The sequence below is a fragment of the Chelatococcus reniformis genome, from assembly GCF_014640075.1.
In the GTDB taxonomy this organism is placed as follows: Bacteria; Pseudomonadota; Alphaproteobacteria; order Rhizobiales; family Beijerinckiaceae; genus Camelimonas; species Camelimonas reniformis.
In genome coordinates, this window is record NZ_BMGG01000005.1 from 23,503 (window position 1) to 41,735 (window position 18,233).

Below are 18,233 nucleotides of genomic sequence, written 5' to 3' on the forward strand. Positions count from 1 at the left end.
ATCGACTTGAAAGCCCAAACCCGTCGCCAGGGTCCAGACGGTCACGATCTCCGTGCTGCGCCACTAGAGCGCGTTTTCGAGCGAAGTGGACGCCGGTTCGCGCGAAGAAAACGCGATAAATCAAACAGATAGAGCATTTCGGCGATTCGAAGAAACGCGGAAATGCTCTAAGACTTGTCAAATCCTGCCGAGGACGAGGTTGTCCTTTGCTGTTTGCGATCCGCCCGGCGCGGTGACGAAAGGCTGGACGTGGACCTGTCGATCCTCCTGATCCTTGTCCAGGACGGCGTCATCAACGGCGCCATCTACGCTTTGCTGGCCCTGTCGCTGGTGCTGGTGTTCACGGTCACCCGGGTGATCTTCATCCCGCAGGGCGAGTTCGTGAGCTTCGGCGCGCTCACGTTGGCCTTTCTCGAGCGGGGACAGGCGCCCGGCACGCTCTGGCTGCTCGTCGGTCTCGGTGTCGCCGCTGCCATCTTCGAGCTCATGGGCGCGCGTCGGCAACTGACGCCGCGGCTCGTCGCGCGGATCCTCGCCGTCGACATGGCCCTGCCCATCGCCATCAGCGCACTGACGCTTTGGCTGGCACCCCAGAAACTCGGCGTCGTCGTGCAGGTCCTGCTGGCGCTCGCCATCATCACGCCGATCGGTGCCTATCTCTACCGGGTCGCGTACCAGCCCTTGGCCGGGGCGTCGGTGCTGGTGCTGCTCATCGCCTCCATCGGCGTGCATCTTGCCCTCACGGGGCTTGGGCTGGTGTTCTTCGGCGCCGAGGGTTCGCGCACCGACGGCTTCTCGAGCGCCATGTTCGACATGGGCCAGCTGATGGTGAGCGGCCAGTCGCTGTGGATCGTCGGCATCACGCTCGGCCTGGTCGGCGCGCTCGCGGCTTTCTTCGAGCTGACTCTGCTCGGCAAGGCGCTGCGCGCCACCGCCGTCAACCGGCTGGGCGCACGCCTCGTCGGCATTGCGCCGGCGCTCTCCGGCGCCATCGCCTTCACGCTGGCGGCCTTCCTCGGCGCGCTGTCCGGCGTGCTGGTGTCGCCGATCACCACCATCTACTACGACACGGGCTTCATCGTCGGCCTGAAGGGCTTCGTCGCCGCCATCATCGCCGGCCTAGCCAGCTATCCGCTGGCGGGCGCCGCGGCCATCGTCGTCGGCATCATCGAGGCGCTGTCGTCTTACTGGGCCTCCGCCTTCAAGGAGGTGATCGTCTTCCTGGTGATCATCCCGGTGCTGCTGTGGCGCTCGTGGCGCGCGCCTGTCATCGAGGAGGAGGAGTGATGAGCGCCCGCCTGCTCCAAGTGGCGGCGCTGGCGCTGTGCCTGGCCGTGCCGCTCGTGCCCGGCCTGCCGTCGTTCTGGATCACGCTGCTCAACTATATCGGCCTCTACGCCATGGTGACGCTCGGGCTGGTGGTGCTCACCGGTGTCGGTGGCATGACCTCGTTCGGCCAGGCCATGTTCGTGGGCTTCGGTGCCTACACGACCGCCATCGCGACGACGCGCTACGGGCTGTCACCCTGGCTCACCCTGCCGCTCGCCATGCTGACGACGGGCTTTTGCGCCTGGATCATCGGCGTCGTCACGCTGCGGCTGTCCGGCCACTACCTGCCGCTCGGCACCATCGCGTGGAACGTCGCCCTTTTCTTCATCTTCGGCAATCTCGACTTCTTCGCCCGCTACGACGGCATCTCGGGCATCCCGCCGCTGACGATCGGGAGCATCGTCTTCAGCGACGGCGCCTCCATGTACTACCTGATCTGGCTGACGCTGGCCGTGATGATCATTGCCACCCAGAACCTGCTGGCTTCACGCGTCGGTCGCGCCATCCGGGCGCTGCGGGGCGGCGTCATCGCCGCCGAGGCGTTCGGCGTCGACACGGCGCGGGCCAAGATGCTCGCCTTCATCTATGCGGCGCTGCTCGCCGCCGTGTCGGGCTGGCTCTATGCGCACCTCCAGCGGGCGGTCAATCCGACGCCGTTCAACCTCAGCGCCAGCATCGAATACCTGTTGATGGCGGTGGTCGGCGGTGCCGGTTCGGTCTGGGGCGCCATCCTCGGCGCCGGCCTGGTCACCGTCGTGCGCGACCAGCTTCAGGATATCCTGCCGCGGCTGCTCGGCGCCCAGGGCAACTTCGAGACCATCGCCTTCGGCATCATTCTCGTGGCCATCCTGCAGACCGCCCGCGAAGGCCTGTGGCCGCATATCGCGCAGCTCGCCAGCTGGGTGAAGCCGGCGGGACGCAGCCATGCAGCGGCGGGCGCCCTGGCGCCTTGCGGCCGCCCGGAGCCGCAGGCCGCCGCGCCGCTGCTCGAGGTGGTCGGCCTGCGCAAGGTCTTCGGCGGGCTGGTCGCTGTGAACGACGTCAGCTTCGCCGTGGACAGGGGCGAGATCGTCGGCCTGATCGGGCCCAACGGGGCCGGCAAGAGCACTACCTTCGATCTGATCACCGGCATCTCGCCGCCGACGGCCGGCGAGATCCGCTTCGGTGGCGAAGCCATCGCCGGCGAGCGCTCGCGGGCCGTCGCACGGCGCGGCATCGCGCGCACCTTCCAGCACGTGCGGCTGGTGCCGTCGATGAGCGTGATCGAGAACGTGGCGCTGGGCGCCCACCTGCGCGGCCGGGCCGGCGCGCTCGCGGGGATCACGCGCCTCGACCAGGCCGAGGAGCGCCGCATCTTCGCCGAGGCGGCGCGCCAGCTCGGCCGGGTCGGCCTGGGCGAGATGGCCGACCGGCCCGCGACCAGCCTGGCGCTCGGCCAGCAGCGCATCGTCGAGATCGCCCGCGCCCTCTGCCTCGATCCGGTGCTGCTGCTGCTGGACGAGCCGGCGGCGGGCCTGCGTCACCGCGAGAAGGCGGAGCTGGCGGAGCTGCTGCGGCGGCTGAAGGGAGAGGGGCTCTCGATCCTGCTGGTCGAGCACGACATGGATTTCGTCATGGGGCTCACCGACCGCCTCGTCGTGATGGAGTTCGGCACCAAGCTGGCGGAGGGCGATCCGGCCACGGTGCGCGCCAACCCGGCGGTGATCGACGCCTACCTCGGCGGCGTTACATGAGCGCGCTGCTCACCGTGCGCGACCTTGCTGTCGCCTACAACGGCGTGCCGGCCGTGCAACCGACGTCGCTCACCGTCGCGGCCGGCGGCATCGTCACGGTCATCGGGGCCAATGGCGCCGGCAAGTCGACGCTGCTCAATGCCTTGATGGGCATCTTGCCGGCGCACGGTGCCGTCTCCATCGACGGCGAGCCCGTGCAGCATCTCGCGGTCGAGGGGCGCTTCGACCGCGGCATCGCCCTGGTGCCCGAGAAGCGCGAGCTGTTCACCACCATGAGCGTCGAGGACAACCTGCGGCTCGGCCGCTTCCGCCTGCGCGCGGAGGGAAGGGTGGCGTCGGCAGGAGCGCTGGAGCGGATCTACGGCCTGTTTCCCCGACTTGCCGAGCGCCGGCGGCAGTTGGCGGGCACCTTGTCCGGCGGCGAGCGGCAGATGCTGGCCATGGGGCGGGCCCTGATGGGCCGTCCCCGGCTGCTGATGCTCGACGAGCCGAGCCTCGGGCTCGCGCCGCTGATCGTGCGCGACATCTTCCGCATCGTGGTCGAGCTGCGCAACGCCGGCGTCGCCGTCCTGCTGGTCGAGCAGAACGCCCGCGCCGCGCTCAAGATCGCCGACTACGGCTACGTACTGGAGAACGGCGCCGTGGTGCTGGAAGGTCCGAGCGCGCAGCTGCAGGCAGATTCGCGCATCGTCGAGACCTATCTCGGCATCAGTCAGGCCGCCGCAGCGGCGCTCGCCTGAGAGGTCGGTATCCGGCCTGCCACGACCTGCCGCCGCACGCGGCAGATGATGGTCAAGTGTGCATTCCTGCCGCCTAAAAATGCGCCTGCGCGCGGCCGGCGCCTCGACCGCCGCAGCTCGGGCGTGCCACAATCGTTGGCACGTTACTTGTGTCTGCGTCGGCGAGAAGAACCACAGCAAAGAGGCTGAAAACATGGCGTTGCGCGCCTTCGACGAGATGTCGAGCTTCGGCGACAGGTGTCGACCAGCCTACGAAAGATTGCAGGCCTGGCTCGGCCAAGTCCCGAGGGAGCTCCTCGCGCAACGCCGGACCGAAGCGGAGCTGCTGTTCCGCCGCATGGGCATTACCTTTGCCGTCTACGGAGATACCGAGGCGGAAGAGCGGATCATCCCGTTCGACATCGTTCCCCGCATCCTGGCCGCCGAGGAGTGGACCCTGTTGGCGGCGGGGCTCGAGCAGCGGGTGCGGGCGCTCAACGCCTTCCTCAAGGACATCTATGGTCCCCGCGAGATCATCCGGGCCGGCGTCGTGCCCGAGGCGATGATCCTCGGCAATCCCTTCTTCAAGCCGGAGATGACCCAGTTCCGGCCGGCCGGCGACGTCTACATCCACATCGCCGGCATCGACGTGGTGCGGGTCGACGCCGATACGTTCTATGTGCTGGAGGACAATGCGCGGGCGCCGTCCGGCGTGTCCTACATGCTGGAGAACCGCGAGGCGATGATGCGCCTCTTCCCCGAGCTGTTCGGCCGCCACCGGGTGGCGCCCGTCGACGGCTACACGGATGAATTGCTCGCTTCCCTGCGCTCGGTGGCGCCGCGGGCGGCCGGCGAGCCCACCGTCGTGCTGATGACGCCGGGCCCCTACAACAGCGCCTATTACGAGCACTCGTTTCTGGCCGACCGCCTGGGCGTCGAGCTGGTCGAGGGGAGGGACCTGTTCGTCAAGGACGACTGCGTCTTCATGCGCACGACCGAAGGCCCCAAGCGGGTCGACGTCATCTACCGGCGCATCGACGACGAGTTCCTCGATCCGCTGGCGTTTCGGCCGGACTCGATGCTGGGCGTGCCCGGCCTGATGCTGGCCTACCAGGCGGGCAACGTGACGCTCGCCAACGCCGTCGGCACCGGCATCGCCGATGACAAGGCGATCTACAGCTACATGCCGGAGATCCTGACGTTCTACCTCGGCGAGGAGCCGATGCTGAAGAACGTGCCGACGTGGCGCTGCCGCGAGCCCCAGGCGCTCGCCTACGTGCTCGAGCACCTCGACGAGCTGGTGGTCAAGGAGGTGCACGGCTCGGGCGGCTACGGCATGCTGATCGGGCCCCATGCCGACCAGGCGACCCGCGATACCTTCGCCGAGAAGCTCAAGCACGCGCCCGACCATTTCATCGCCCAGCCGACGTTGGCGCTGTCCACGTCGCCGACCCTTGTCGAAAGCGGCATCGCCCCACGCCACGTCGACTTGCGGCCGTTTGTCCTGACCGGCGCCGACCGCGTGCGCATCGTGCCCGGCGGCCTGACCCGGGTGGCGCTGAAGGAGGGCTCGCTGGTCGTCAACTCCAGCCAGGGCGGTGGCACCAAGGACACGTGGGTTCTGGGAGACTGATCGAGACATGACCCTGCTCTCCCGCACTGCCGAGAATCTCTACTGGATGTCGCGCTACATGGAGCGCGCCGAGAGCCTGGCGCGCATCCTCGATGCGGCCTACCGGCTCTCCTCGCTGCCGACCGCCTACGGCGGCGGGCTGACCGAGTGGGAATCGGCCATCAAGACCGCGGGCTGCGAGGAGGACTTCCTGGCGGCGCACGGCGAGGTGACGTCGGAAGCCGTGATCCACTACCTCGCCTTCTCGCGCGAGTCGCCGGCCAGCATCCGCAATTGCCTGGAGCGGGCGCGCCACAACGCGCGGGCCGAGCGCACGGCGCTCACCTCGGAGATGTGGGCGGCGATCAACGGCACCTATCTGGAAATGCATGAGATCGAAGCCGCGGGCGACACCCAGCGCTTCATCAGCTTCGTCAAGGAAGCGTCGCTGCGCTTCGACGGCACCGCCTATCGGACGATGCTGCGCAACGATGCCTTCTGGTTCACCCAGCTCGGCCTGTTCATCGAGCGGGCCGACAACACGGCGCGCATCCTCGACGTCAAATACCACGTGCTGCTGCCCAAGCACGCCGAGGTCGGCGGCGGGCTCGACTACTACCAGTGGGCGTCGATCCTGCGCTCCGTCTCGGCCCTCACGAGCTACCGCTGGGTCTACCGGGACAGCGTCAAGCCCTGGCTGGTCGCCGATCTGCTGGTGCTGAAGGAGGATATGCCGCGCTCGCTCGCCAGCTGCTACTCCAACATCACCACCTACCTGGACCGGCTGTCGATGGCCTATGGCCGGCAGGGTCCGAGCCAGAAGTTGGCGCGCACCCTCTACGGCAAGCTGCGCAACGGCCGCATCGAGGCCGTCTTCCAGTCAGGCTTGCACGAGTTCATCGAGGAGTTCATTGCTGCCAACGACCAGCTCGGAGCGGCCATCTCCGAGCAATACCTGAGCTGACGATGCAGATATCCATCACGCACGAGGCGACCTATCCGTGCGAGCCCACGGCGAGGTCGCCGCTGCTCCTGCTGCGCCTCATGCCCAGCCGCTTCGATGCCCAGCATGTCCTGCGCTGGCACATCGAATGCGGGGAGGCGGGCCGGCTGCGCGCCGCCGAAGACGCCTTCGGCAACCATGTCCACATCTTCAGCGGCGACGGGCCGCTGGAGCAGGTGCAATTCAGCATCTCCGGCGAAGTCGAGACCTTCGACCAGGCCGGCGTCGTGCGCAATGCGCCGGAGCGCCTTCCCCCGGCGGTCTTCCTGCGCCAGACGCCCGCGACGGAGCCCGACGCGGACATCCGTGCCTTCGCCCGGGATGTCGCCGCCGCCGGCGGAAGCGACCAGCTCGGTACGCTGCATGCGCTCATGCGCGCGCTGCACCAGCGGCTGCCGGTCGCGGCCGCCGAGCCCAGGGCGACGGCCCAGGCGGCCTTCGAGGAAAAGACTGCCACGGCGCGCGACCATGCCCATATCCTCGTCGGTGCGGCCCGCAGCCTGGACTGGCCGGCCCGGTTCGTCTCGGGCTATCGGCTGGACGATGCCGACGGGCAGGCCGCCCACACCATGCACGAGTGGGCGGAGGTGATGGTGGCTGACTATGGCTGGATCGGCTTCGATTCGGCCCACGACATCTGCCCGACCGATCGCTATGTGCGGCTGGCGGTGGCGACCGACTACGACGGGGCCGCTCCGGTAGTCGGCACCAAAGCCGGCGCAGATCAGACGGTCAATCTGACCGTCCGCGCCGCCGCGGCCCTGTCCCAGACCCAGAGCTGAACGGGGCGGTTCGCCCCTCCCGGCGAGCCAAGGCGCCGAAGGCCGGCGCGCGGCGGACCACGACCCGGACCAGGATGGGTCAGCGCCGCTGTCCCCGGCTGCCGAGCAGGGCGGCCCATCCTCCAGCGGCAACGGCGCGGAGCGGCGGAGCACCGACGCGCCGGGCCGGCGTGCGCATTCGCATGGTAGGATGCGGCCAGGCGCGATGATCTGCGCGACAGCCGGGCGCAGGCGTTGCGACAGGCCCAACTGGCCCTCCCGCAACCGCCGTGGTGCAGGTAGCGACCTCCTCTCCCGCGGGTCGGATTGATCGAACGTGAGCCGGCGAACGCATTCGCGCGGGTGCACGATCGCTTGTCATGCAACGTTCCTGTTCGCGGCTTAGACACGTTCCGAACAATCGCGGGGGGTGCGATGCGGCTGGGTGTGTCCGAGCGAGTGAACCGTCGTGTGGCGTCCGTTGGCGCCGCCGTTCTTGTCGTGTCGATGGCGCTGGGATCGGGGGCGCAGGCATGGGCGCAAGGCGCCCCGTCCGCCGGCGCCCCGGCCCAGCCCGCGGCCGGCGGTGCTCCGGCTGGGGCGCTCGACGACGCCGCCCTCGTCGCCCGCGGCGAGTACCTGGCACGTCTTGGCGACTGCATGCCCTGCCACACCCGCGACAAGGCCAAGCCCTACGCGGGCGGCCTTGGGCTGGCGACCCCCTTCGGCACGCTCTATTCGGTCAACATCACCTCGGACCCCAAAACCGGCATTGGCAGCTGGACGTTCGGCGACTTCAAGAACGCGGTCCATGGCGGCATCCGCAAGGATGGCGCCTTCCTCTATCCGGGCATGCCATTCGATGCTTACACGGCGATAACGGAGGACGACCTCCAGGCATTGTGGGCCTATGTTCGCCGGATACCGCCGGTGGAGGCCTCCAACCGCGACAACGCGCTCGCCTTCCCCTTCAACATCCGCATGGGGCTGCTGGCTTGGCGCGAGCTGTTCTTCGCGCCCGCCTATTTCAAGCCGACCGCGGGCAAGAGCGACGAATGGAACCGGGGCGCCTATCTGGTCGAGGCGCTCGGCCACTGCTCGGATTGTCACTCGCCGCGCAACCTCATGGGGGCGATCAAGGGCAAGGCGCAGTTCACCGGAACGGAGATCGACGGCTTCTATGCGCCAGCGATCGATGCGGCCGCACTGACCAAGGCGGGGTGGACCGCCGATACCCTGACGCAGTTCTTCAAGATCGGCAGCGCGCCGGGCCGGACCGCCGTGTTCGGACCGATGGCCGAGGTCATCCGCAACAGCACGTCGGGATGGACCGACGCCGACCTCAAGGCGATGGTGACCTATCTGTTCGACGCGCCGCCGCCGCTGGACCGGCCCGCACCGCAGGTCGGGTCACCGCTCGCACCCGACGTGATCGCGCGGGCCGGACAGATCTACGTCGACAATTGCATGGAATGCCACCAGCCGCACGGCGCCGGCAAGCCGGGTGTCGCCCCGAACCTCGCCGGCAATCCGGCGGTGACGGCGGCCGAGCCCTACAACATCCTGATGGCGACGCTCGGCGGGCTGCCGAGCGACGGCGCCTATGGGGCCATGCCGAGTTTCGCCGGCCGGCTCGGGGATGGCCAGATCGCCGACCTCGCCAATTACATCCGCATCAGTTGGGGCAACACGGCGGCGCCGAACGTCACGGCCGAGATGGTGGCGGCGTGGCGCGCCACCGCAGCGGTGCCGGACTACGGCACGCAGGCCGCCTCGGCGTTCAGCTGCCCGAAGGTCGGCGGCGGTCCGGGGCAGGCGGGGCCGGATCCGGTGGCGGTCGCGGCCATCTCCGGCATGCTCACGGCCGGCAACGACGACATCGGCGAGCTTGCGACGCTCTACCGCAACACCGCCTCCGACACCGGGCTCGCCAATACGGTCAACGCCGTCGTCACGGCCTATTGCCCGGTGGTGGCGGCCGAGACGATTCCGGAGTGGCAGAAGAATGTCGAGCTGAAGCGGTTTGCCCTCAAGGTCTCGGCGGCGCTGGCGCCCCAGACGGCCGCCGTCAAGTTTCCGCCGTTGGACTTCCTCTGGGCCGTGCCGGCCGGCCGCTCGCTGGTGGCGCGCGAGCCCGACGGCGATCCGGCGCAGCTGAACTGCCCCGCAAACGACGGCAAGATGGTGCCGCAGGAGCTCGTCGCCCAGGCAGGGCTCGTCCTCGGCACGGCGACAACGCCGGTGCCCGGCGACACGGCCGCCAATCTTGCCACCGCGCTGATGGCCAAGAACCCCAAGGCGCGGCCGTCGGACGTCGCCAATGCGCTGATTGCCGCCTATTGCCCGATCGCCAAGGCCGCGCCCGGCACGACGGTCGCGCAGCGGCGCAGCTGGCTTGAGGGCTTCGGCGAGCAGGTGATCGAAACCCTGGAGACGACGCGGGTGGCTCAGGCGAAGTAGCGGCCCGTCCGCGGGCTGCCGATGCAGGCTTCGGAGGTCTGCCTTACCACGCGAGATGGATGGTCGGGTCAAGCCCGACCGTGACGTTGAGAGTAAAGGCTCTCCGTCCCATCCTGTCATGGTCGGGCTTGGCCCGACCATCCATCACGTTGAAATGTCTCCCAAGAGCGAACAGCGGCTTTTTGACCAGATCATACTCACAAAAGACATAGGCATGACCTGGACCATGATGACGATCGCAAGAAAAATCGGCCCGCTCTAAGCAAATGGCCGGGGCGAACCCCGGCCATCGTCTTCACGTCGCGTGGTCGCGCGTCAGCGGTTGTTCACCTCGTTGCGGCCCACGACCATGTGGTGGACCTCGTCCGGGCCGTCGGCGAAGCGCAGATGCCGCACGTCGGTGTACATCTCGGCGAGCGGCGTCCACTGCGAGATGCCGGTGGCGCCGTGGATCTGGATTGCCTGGTCGATGATCTTGCAGGTCTTCTCCGGCACCATCGCCTTGACCATGCTGACCCACACGCGCGCTTCGCGGTTGCCGAGCACGTCCATGGCCTTGGCCGCCTTGAGCACCATCAGCCGCATGGCTTCGATCTCGATGCGGGCGCGGGAGATGTGCTCCAGGTTGCCGCCCAGGTGCGCGAGCTTCCGGCCGAAGGCCTCGCGCGACATGCCGCGCTCGACCATCAAATCGAGGGCGCGCTCGGCCTTGCCGATGGTCCGCATGCAGTGGTGAATGCGGCCGGGGCCCAGGCGCACCTGCGAGATCTCGAAGCCGCGGCCCTCGCCCAGCAGGATGTTCTCCTTGGGTACACGCACGTTGGTGAACTTCATGTGCATGTGGCCGCGCGGCGCGTGGTCGTGGCCGAACACGTGCATGGGCCCGAGGATCTCGACGCCGGGGGTGTCCATCGGCACCAGGATCTGCGACTGCTGCTTGCTGGCCGGCGCGTCGGGGCTCGTCTTGACCATGACGATCATGATCTTGCAGCGCGGATCGCCGGCGCCGGAGATGTAGTATTTCTCGCCGTTGATGACCCATTCGTCACCGACGAGTTCGGCCCGCGTGGCGACGTTCTTGGCGTCCGAGGAGGCGACGCCCGGCTCGGTCATCACGTAGGCGGAGCGGATCTCGCCGTTGAGCAGCGGCTTCAGCCACTTCTCCTTCTGCTCGGGCGTCCCGACGCGCTCCAGCACCTCCATGTTGCCGGTGTCCGGGGCCGAGCAGTTCATCGTCTCGGAGGCCAGTGGGGCCTTGCCGAGCTCGGCGGCGATATAGGCGTAATCCAGGTTGTTGAGGCCGTCGCCGGTCTCGGCGTCGGGCAGGAAGAAGTTCCAGAGGCCTTCGGCCTTGGCCTTGTTCTTGGCGACCTCGAGCACCTCGAGTTGGCCCGGTGCGAAGGTCCAGCGGTCGCGATGGCCGGCGGCGAGCTTGTAATACTCGACCTGCATCGGTTCGACCGTTTCCGTGATGAACTTGCGCACGTGGTCGAGCAGCGGCCGCGCCGAGTCCGACATGCGCAGGTCGTTGAGTTCATCGCCCGGATTGAGACCGAACGACGTGCTGGATTGGACGTTGATGTTCATCGGCAGTTGCCTCCCTGGCTAACAATCAGCAGAATGCGTCGTCCGCGCCATCATAGGGCGTCGCCGGTCGGTGGCGAAATCCAAACCCCGCATGACATGTCATGCGGGTGACGAATTGCGGGGGGCCGCAAGTCGCGCGGGATCCAGGTTCAACCATGCTCGCGGTCGACGCCGACCATGCGGAGCGCCGATTGCGCCAGCGTCGCGGCGATCTCCTCGGGCTGAAGGCGCCCGGCGGCGCGATACCAGGTGTGCACCCAGATGATCATGCCGGCGATGGCGAGCGCCGTCGCCGCGGGGTCGGCCACGCGGAAGACGCCGTCGCGCACCCCGTCCTCGATCAGCGTGCGGGCGATGCGGTCGAACTCCTCCTGCTTGGCGATGATGCGCTGGCGCACGTCCTCGGGCGGTGTGTTGAGCTCGCGGTAGGAGATGGCGATCCACTGGTGATGCTCGATCACCACCAGCGTGAAGTCGTGCACGAGGCGGGTGAGGCGCTCGTCGGCCGGCCCCGGCAGCATCGCCGCCTCGGCGGCGACGGCGACGGATTCGCTCACCGCGCGTTCGCAGATGATGCTGAGCATCTCCAGCTTGCTGCGGAAATGCTGGTAGATCATAGTCTTCGAGACGGACAGCCGTTCGGTCAGCGCATCGGTGGTGGTCGCGGTGTAGCCGTGCTGAAAGAACAGCTCACCTGCCGCCCGCAGGATGAGCTCCTTCTTGTATTGCGCGACGTCTTCTTTCATCACTGATACGGCCATATCGAGCTCCGGGAGCGTTTCGCGCCTCTCCGGCCGCACCTCACCTGGCGCCTGCCCGCCGCAGGCGAGGGGCAAGGGCATACCGCGCTGGCGCGCCCATCTCGTGCGGGGCGGTCCGCGATCCGGCGTCGCCGCGACCGAGGCGGTTAGACCGACTGTTCCGATAATGGTACTTCCCAGTACGCGGTCCGGTCAAGCGCTCAGCAGGAAGGCTGGCTCAAAGGAAGGCTTTGGCTCAAGGAAGGGCTGGCTCACCAGCGCGTGCGGGCGCGAAGGCCTCTTGACGTATGCGTACTGGAGCGTACCATTACCAGAACAGTCCGTCTTGAGCCCGCTAAGGGCACGGACGCTCCAATGAGACGGTCACGGTCGACCGGAGCCACGCCAGGGAGAGCGCCATGCCCGCCTTCGAATCGCGAGTCGTCGCGGCCGGTCCCGCCTATGAGGACAACCGCGCCTATCTGCTCGCGGCGATCGACGAGTTGCATGCGCTCCAGCGGCGCGCGCGCGACGCCTCGGCCGCCTCCGGCCCACGCTTCGCGCGACGCGGCCAGCTCTTGCCGCGCGAGCGGCTGGTGCTGGCGCTCGACGAGGGCGCGCCGTTCCTGGAGCTCTGCTCGCTCGCCGGCTATCTGCGCGACACCAAGGACCCGGCCAAGTCGGTGCCGGGCTGCTCGGGCATCGCCGGCATCGGCTACATCTCCGGCGTGCGCTGCCTGATCGTCGCGGATGATTCCGGCATCGCCGCCGGGTCGGCGCAGCCCATGGGTGGCGACAAGTTCCTGCGGCTGGAGGCCATCGCCCTCAAGAACCGGCTGCCCTTCATCCATCTCGTGGAGTCGGCCGGCGCCAATCTGCTCGGCTACAAGGTCGAGGATTTCGTGGTTGGCGGCGGCATCTTCGCCGGCCTCGCCCGGCTCTCGGCGGCCGGCCTTCCGGTCATCGCGCTCACCCACGGCTCGTCGACGGCGGGCGGCGCCTACATGACCGGCCTTGCCGATTACGTCATCATGGTGCGCGACCGCGCCAAGGCCTTCCTGGCCGGCCCGCCGCTGCTGAAGGCCGCCACCGGCGAGATCGCGACCGACGAGGAATTGGGCGGTGCGCTGATGCATGCCACCGTCTCGGGCCTCGCCGAATACCTGGCCGAGGACGACGTGGACGGCATCCGCATCCTGCGCGATCTCGTCGCCAGCCTCGGCTGGACCCAGGGCAACGAGCTGCCCAGCGGCCCGGCGCCGCGGCTCGATCCGGAAGAGCTGCTGGGCCTCTTCCCCAAGGACGGCAAGAAGCCGGTCGACATGCGCGAGGTGATCGCCCGCATCGTCGACGGCTCCGAGATGCTGGAATACAAGCCGCTCTACGGCCCGCAGACCGTCTGCGCCCACGCCAAGCTCAGCGGCATGCCGATCGGCATCATCACCAACAACGGCCCGCTCGACCCCGCCGGCGCCAACAAGGCGACCCAGTTCATCCAGGCCTGCTGCCAGACCGATACGCCGCTGATCTATCTCCAGAACACCACCGGCTACATCGTTGGCACGGAGTCGGAGCGCGCCGGCATGATCAAGATCGGCTCCAAGATGATCCAGGCGGTGGCCAACGCGAGTGTGCCGCAGCTCACCTTGATGTGCGGCGCCTCCTACGGCGCCGGCAACTACGGCATGTGCGGGCGCGGCTTCTCGCCGGACTTCGCCTTTTCCTGGCCCACCGCGCGCACCGCTGTGATGGGCGCCGAGCAGGCGGCGCTGACGATGGCCATCGTCATGGAGGACGGCGCCAAGTTGCGCGGCCTGCCCGTCGACACCGCCGGCATCGAGAGCATGAAGGGCAAGATCATCCAAACCTTCGAGAGCCAGATGTCGGCCTTCTACACGTCGGGCGCCGTGCTCGACGACGGTGTCATCGACCCGCGCGACACCCGCAACGTGCTGGCCATGGCCCTGTCGGTATGCCTGTCGGGCCGCGACCGCAAGGTGAAGCCGCTGAGCTTCGGCGTGGGGCGCATGTGAGCGTGTCCCCGAATTCGTCCGCTGCTCCGATCTCACCTGCTCCGAGTGCACCGATGAGAACCATCTCCACCTTGCTGATCGCCAACCGCGGCGAGATTGCCATCCGCGTCGCCCGCACTGCCCGCCGTCTCGGCATCGGCACGGTCGCCGTCTATTCCGATGCGGATGCCGACGCGCCGCATGTCAAGGCCTGCGACGTGGCCATCGGCATCGGCGGGCTGACGCCGGCCGAGAGCTACCTCGTCGCCGACAAGATCATCGCGGCCGCGCGCCGCGCCGGCGCCGAGGCGATCCACCCCGGCTACGGCTTCCTGTCGGAGAACGCGGCCTTTGCCGAGCGGGTGGCGCGCGAGGGGCTGATCTTCGTGGGGCCGCCGGCCAAGGCGATCGAGGCCATGGGCGACAAGGCCCGGGCCAGGCGCCGCATGGCCGCCGCCGGCATCCCCGTCGTGCCCGGCTACGACGAGGAGGACCAGTCCGAGTCAAGGCTCCTGGCGGAGGCCGAGCGCATCGGCTTCCCGATCATGATCAAGGCGTCGGCCGGCGGCGGCGGCCGCGGCATGCGGCGCGTCGACGAGACGGCCGCCATGCCGGCGGCGCTGAAGGCGGCGGCGTCGGAGGCGCAGAAGGCGTTCGGCGACGGCCGGCTCATCCTCGAGCGGGCGGTGATCGAGCCGCGCCACGTGGAGATCCAGGTGTTCGCCGACGAGCACGGCCATGCCGTGCACCTGGGCGAGCGCGACTGCTCGGTGCAGCGCCGCCACCAGAAGGTGGTGGAGGAGGCCCCGTCGCCGGCGCTCGACGAGCGCCTGCGCGGCCGCATGGGCGATGCGGCGACCGCTGTGGCGCGGGAGATCGGCTATGTCGGCGCCGGAACCGTGGAGTTCCTGCTCGATCGCGCCGGCCACTTCTACTTCATGGAGATGAACACCCGCCTCCAGGTCGAGCATCCCGTGACCGAGATGGTCACCGGCCTCGACCTGGTCGAATGGCAGCTGCGCGTCGCCCACGGTGAGCCGCTGCCGCTGGCCCAGGCGGACATCGGCCTGCGGGGTCACGCCGTCGAGGTGCGGCTCTGCGCCGAGGACCCGGCCGACGACTTCCTGCCGCGCACCGGCACGGTCGCGCTGTGGGACCCGAGCCGGGCGGTCAGGGCCGACGCCGGGCTCGCCGACGGGCTCGTCGTCAGCCCCTATTACGATTCGATGCTTGGCAAGCTGATCGCCCACGGCTCAACGCGCACCGAGGCCATCGAGAAGCTGGTGCACGGGCTGAAATCGACCGCACTGCTCGGCATCACCTCCAACCGCGAGTTCCTGATCGAGCTGCTCAGCCATCCGGCCTTCATCGCCGGCGACAAGGTCTCGACCGCCTTCATCCCGGAACATTTTCCCACCAACGCCAGCCGCGCAGGTCGCCCCGATCGGGTCACGTGGGCGCTGGCGGCCTGGCTCAGCTCGGCGGCAACGCCGCGGGCGGCGGCATGGGGGCAGGAGTGGCGCGGCTGGAGCAACGTCAAGCCGCTGCCGCAGCCTTGGCGCATCGCCTGGCTGGCGCCGGCCAACCTCACGGTCGAGGACGATCCGGCCGAGCGGCGCGGCCACGTGGAGGCGGGACGGGACGGCGCCACGGTCACCGTGGACGGCGCGACGGTCACCATCGCCGGCCGCCCGGCTGCTGAAAAAGCAGAGGGCGAGGTGGTCGTCGATGGCGAGCCGGTCAGCTATCGCTTCGCCTGGGTGGGCGACGAGTTGTGGCTGAAGCTCGGCTCGCGGGACTTCGCCTTCGCCCCCAAGAACCGGATCAGCTCGGCGCGAGCCGCGGATGCGGGGGCGGACGGCGTGCTGCGGGCGCCGATGAACGGCCGCGTGGTCAGCGTGGCGGTCGAGGCGGGAACCGCGGTTGAGCGCGGCCAGACCGTGCTCGCGCTGGAGGCGATGAAGATGGAGCACGCCATCATCGCCCCGCGCGCCGGCATGCTCGCCAGCGTCTCGGTCGCCGTGGGCGATCAGGTGACGCCGGGCCAGATCCTGGCCGAGATCGTCGACTAGCATCGATTGGGCTTTCAGGAGGATGAATGGTCGGGTCGAGCCCGACCATGACGTTGAAGAAAAAGGACTTTCCGATCTCACACATCATGGACGGGCTTGACCGGACATCCATCCTCTTCAATGACTAGAGACCTCCGTGCAGCACAACCCGCCGGATGCCACGACGTAAGTCCGCTCGCAGAAGCGGCGCACTGACAGGGAGCGCGCATGATCATCGAGCCGGGGCCCAACCCCCATCTCACCGAGGAGCATCTGGCGTTTCGCGACGTCATGCGCCGCTTCGTCGCCACCGAGATCGAGCCGTTCGCGACGCAGTGGGACGAGGAGGGCGGCTTTCCGCGCGACCTCTACCGCAAGGCATCGGAGATCGGCCTCTTGCAGCTCGGCTTTCCCGAGGCCTACGGCGGCGTTGAATGCGATCCCTTCTACGGCAACATCGCCAGCCAGGAACTGGCCCGCGCCGGGGCCGGCGGCATCTCCGCCTCACTGATGAGCCACACCATCGGCGCCCCGCCTGTCGCCATCGCCGGCTCCGATGCGCTCAAGGCCAAGGTGCTGCCCGACGTGCTGGCGGGCCGCAAGATCGCGGCGCTCGCCATCACCGAGCCTTCCGGGGGCTCGGACGTCGCCAACCTCAAGACGACGGCGCGGCGCGACGGCGACAGCTACGTCATCAACGGCGAGAAGACCTTCATCACCTCGGGCATGCGGGCCGACTTCATCACCGTCGCCGTCCGCACCGGCGAGGGCGGCCGCAGCGGCGTCTCGCTCATCCTGGTGGAGACGGACACGCCCGGCTTCAGCCGCACGCCCCTGCGCAAGATGGGCTGGTGGGCCTCCGACACAGCGACGCTGCACTTCGACGACGTGCGCGTGCCGGCGGGCCATCTGCTCGGCGAGGAGAACAACGGCTTCGCCATCGTCATGAAGAATTTCAACCGCGAGCGCCTGGGCATGGCCGCCGGCTGCATCGCCATGGCCCGGACCTGCCTGGAGGAGGCGGTGAACTATGCGCAGGAGCGGCGGACGTTCGGCAAGCCGCTCAGCCAGCATCAGGTCATCCGCCACAAGCTGGCGGACATGACCATGCGGGTGAACGCCTCCCAGGCCTATCTCGATACGCTCACCTGGCAGGTCATGCGCGGCGACAGCCCGGTGGCGGACATCTGCCTGCTGAAGAACCAGGCGACGCTGACCATGGAGTTCTGCGCCCGCGAGGCGGTGCAGATCTTCGGCGGCGCCGGCTTCATGCGCGGCGCCAAGGTGGAGCGCATCTACCGTGAGGTGCGCGTCAACGCCATCGGCGGCGGAGCCGAGGAGATCATGCGCGATCTCGCCGCCCGCCAGCTCGGATATTGAGGACGCCATGACTGCTCCATTGCCCGCCACGACCATCCTGAAACTCGACCGCCAGGGCTCGCGCCTCTACGCCACCATCGCCGATCCCTCCACCCGCAACGCCATGACCGCGGCGCTGGTGGAGGATCTCTGGGCGGTGCTGAACGCCACCGAGAACGATCGCTCCCTGCGCACCCTCATTCTGCAAGGGGCCGATGGCGCCTTCTGCGCCGGGGCCGATCTGAAGGGCACCAACAAGGCGCTGGACTCTGCGCCGGGGGCCGGCGAGGTCGACCCGCTGGAGGCCCAGAACCGCGCCGGCGGCGAGCTGTTCGCCAAGCTGAACGAACACCCGCTGGCGGTCATCGCCGTGGTCGATGGGCCGGCCTTCGGCGGCGGCTTCGGCATGGCCTGCTGCGCCGATATCGTGCTGGCGACCCCGCGGGCGCGCTTCGCCTTGTCCGAGACCGGGCTCGGCATTCCGCCGGCGCAGATCGCGCCTTACGTGGTCGGCCGCATCGGCCTGCGCATGGCGCGGCGCCTGGGGCTGGCCGGCACGCGCCTCGACGGGGCGCAGGCGCAGGACATCGGGCTGGTCGACTTCTACTGCGAAACGGCCGACAGTCTGGAGGCGACCCTGACCAAGGTGCTGAACGACATCGGCCGTTGTGCGCCCGGTGCCAATGCCGTGACCAAGCGGCTGTTCCTCAGTGTCGGCTCGCTCTCGCCGGCGGCCTATCGCGACGAGGCGGCGCGCGCCTTCGCCGGTTGCCTCAGGGGCGAGGAGGGGCAGGAGGGCGTACGCGCCTTCGCCGAGAAGCGCCCGGCCCGCTGGGTGGAAAAGATCTGATGCAAACGGATTTGGGG

The 18,233-nt window shown here is 68.6% G+C and carries 13 protein-coding genes; 11 read left to right on the forward strand and 2 right to left on the reverse strand.

Going from position 1 to position 18,233, the window contains the following annotated elements; all coding sequences use genetic code 11:
- Positions 1-249 precede the first annotated feature (249 nt).
- From IEW34_RS13930 to IEW34_RS13960, 7 genes are all read left to right on the forward strand, one after another.
- Positions 250-1,287, forward strand: coding sequence for a branched-chain amino acid ABC transporter permease (locus IEW34_RS13930; RefSeq protein WP_188609825.1), 1,038 nt, complete (start codon positions 250-252; stop codon positions 1,285-1,287).
- Positions 1,287-3,062: a branched-chain amino acid ABC transporter ATP-binding protein/permease gene (locus IEW34_RS13935; protein ID WP_188609826.1), complete on the forward strand. Its 1,776-nt coding sequence runs from the start codon at positions 1,287-1,289 to the stop codon at positions 3,060-3,062. Before IEW34_RS13930 ends, IEW34_RS13935 begins: the two co-directional genes overlap by 1 nt.
- Positions 3,059-3,802: an ABC transporter ATP-binding protein gene (locus IEW34_RS13940; RefSeq protein WP_188609827.1), complete on the forward strand. Its 744-nt coding sequence runs from the start codon at positions 3,059-3,061 to the stop codon at positions 3,800-3,802. Before IEW34_RS13935 ends, IEW34_RS13940 begins: the two co-directional genes overlap by 4 nt.
- 193 nt (positions 3,803-3,995) lie before the next feature.
- Positions 3,996-5,414 (forward strand): circularly permuted type 2 ATP-grasp protein, encoded by a 1,419-nt coding sequence (locus tag IEW34_RS13945; protein ID WP_188609828.1) that lies wholly within the window; start codon positions 3,996-3,998, stop codon positions 5,412-5,414.
- Positions 5,415-5,427: 13 nt separating this feature from the next.
- Positions 5,428-6,357: an alpha-E domain-containing protein gene (locus tag IEW34_RS13950; RefSeq protein ID WP_188610274.1), complete on the forward strand. Its 930-nt coding sequence runs from the start codon at positions 5,428-5,430 to the stop codon at positions 6,355-6,357.
- A 2-nt stretch (positions 6,358-6,359) separates the two neighbouring features.
- Positions 6,360-7,178: a transglutaminase family protein gene (locus tag IEW34_RS13955; protein WP_188609829.1), complete on the forward strand. Its 819-nt coding sequence runs from the start codon at positions 6,360-6,362 to the stop codon at positions 7,176-7,178.
- A 450-nt stretch (positions 7,179-7,628) separates the two neighbouring features.
- Positions 7,629-9,617 (forward strand): c-type cytochrome, encoded by a 1,989-nt coding sequence (locus IEW34_RS13960; protein WP_244641984.1) that lies wholly within the window; start codon positions 7,629-7,631, stop codon positions 9,615-9,617.
- Between the two features lie 315 nt (positions 9,618-9,932).
- Here the strand turns inward: IEW34_RS13960 and IEW34_RS13965 are convergent, their stop codons facing one another.
- A complete protein-coding gene (locus IEW34_RS13965; RefSeq protein WP_188609830.1) occupies positions 9,933-11,204 on the reverse strand; it encodes an acyl-CoA dehydrogenase family protein in 1,272 nt (423 codons plus the stop codon).
- Positions 11,205-11,353: 149 nt separating this feature from the next.
- The gene (locus tag IEW34_RS13970; RefSeq protein ID WP_188609831.1) at positions 11,354-11,965 is read right to left on the reverse strand and encodes a TetR/AcrR family transcriptional regulator; all 612 of its coding nucleotides are present in this window, start codon (positions 11,963-11,965) and stop codon (positions 11,354-11,356) included.
- Positions 11,966-12,363: 398 nt separating this feature from the next.
- On the opposite strand from IEW34_RS13970, the gene IEW34_RS13975 reads away from it, so the two are divergent.
- From IEW34_RS13975 to IEW34_RS13990, 4 genes are all read left to right on the forward strand, one after another.
- Positions 12,364-13,977 carry an acyl-CoA carboxylase subunit beta gene (locus IEW34_RS13975; RefSeq protein WP_188609832.1) on the forward strand — a complete coding sequence of 538 codons (1,614 nt, stop codon included), beginning with the start codon at positions 12,364-12,366 and terminating at the stop codon, positions 13,975-13,977.
- A 53-nt stretch (positions 13,978-14,030) separates the two neighbouring features.
- Positions 14,031-16,028: an ATP-binding protein gene (locus IEW34_RS13980; RefSeq protein WP_188609833.1), complete on the forward strand. Its 1,998-nt coding sequence runs from the start codon at positions 14,031-14,033 to the stop codon at positions 16,026-16,028.
- Between the two features lie 207 nt (positions 16,029-16,235).
- On the forward strand, positions 16,236-17,387 hold the full coding sequence (locus IEW34_RS13985; RefSeq protein ID WP_188609834.1) for an acyl-CoA dehydrogenase family protein: 1,152 nt from the start codon (positions 16,236-16,238) through the stop codon (positions 17,385-17,387).
- A 7-nt stretch (positions 17,388-17,394) separates the two neighbouring features.
- The gene (locus IEW34_RS13990; protein ID WP_188609835.1) at positions 17,395-18,216 is read left to right on the forward strand and encodes an enoyl-CoA hydratase/isomerase family protein; all 822 of its coding nucleotides are present in this window, start codon (positions 17,395-17,397) and stop codon (positions 18,214-18,216) included.
- The last annotated feature ends 17 nt before the right edge of the window (positions 18,217-18,233 follow it).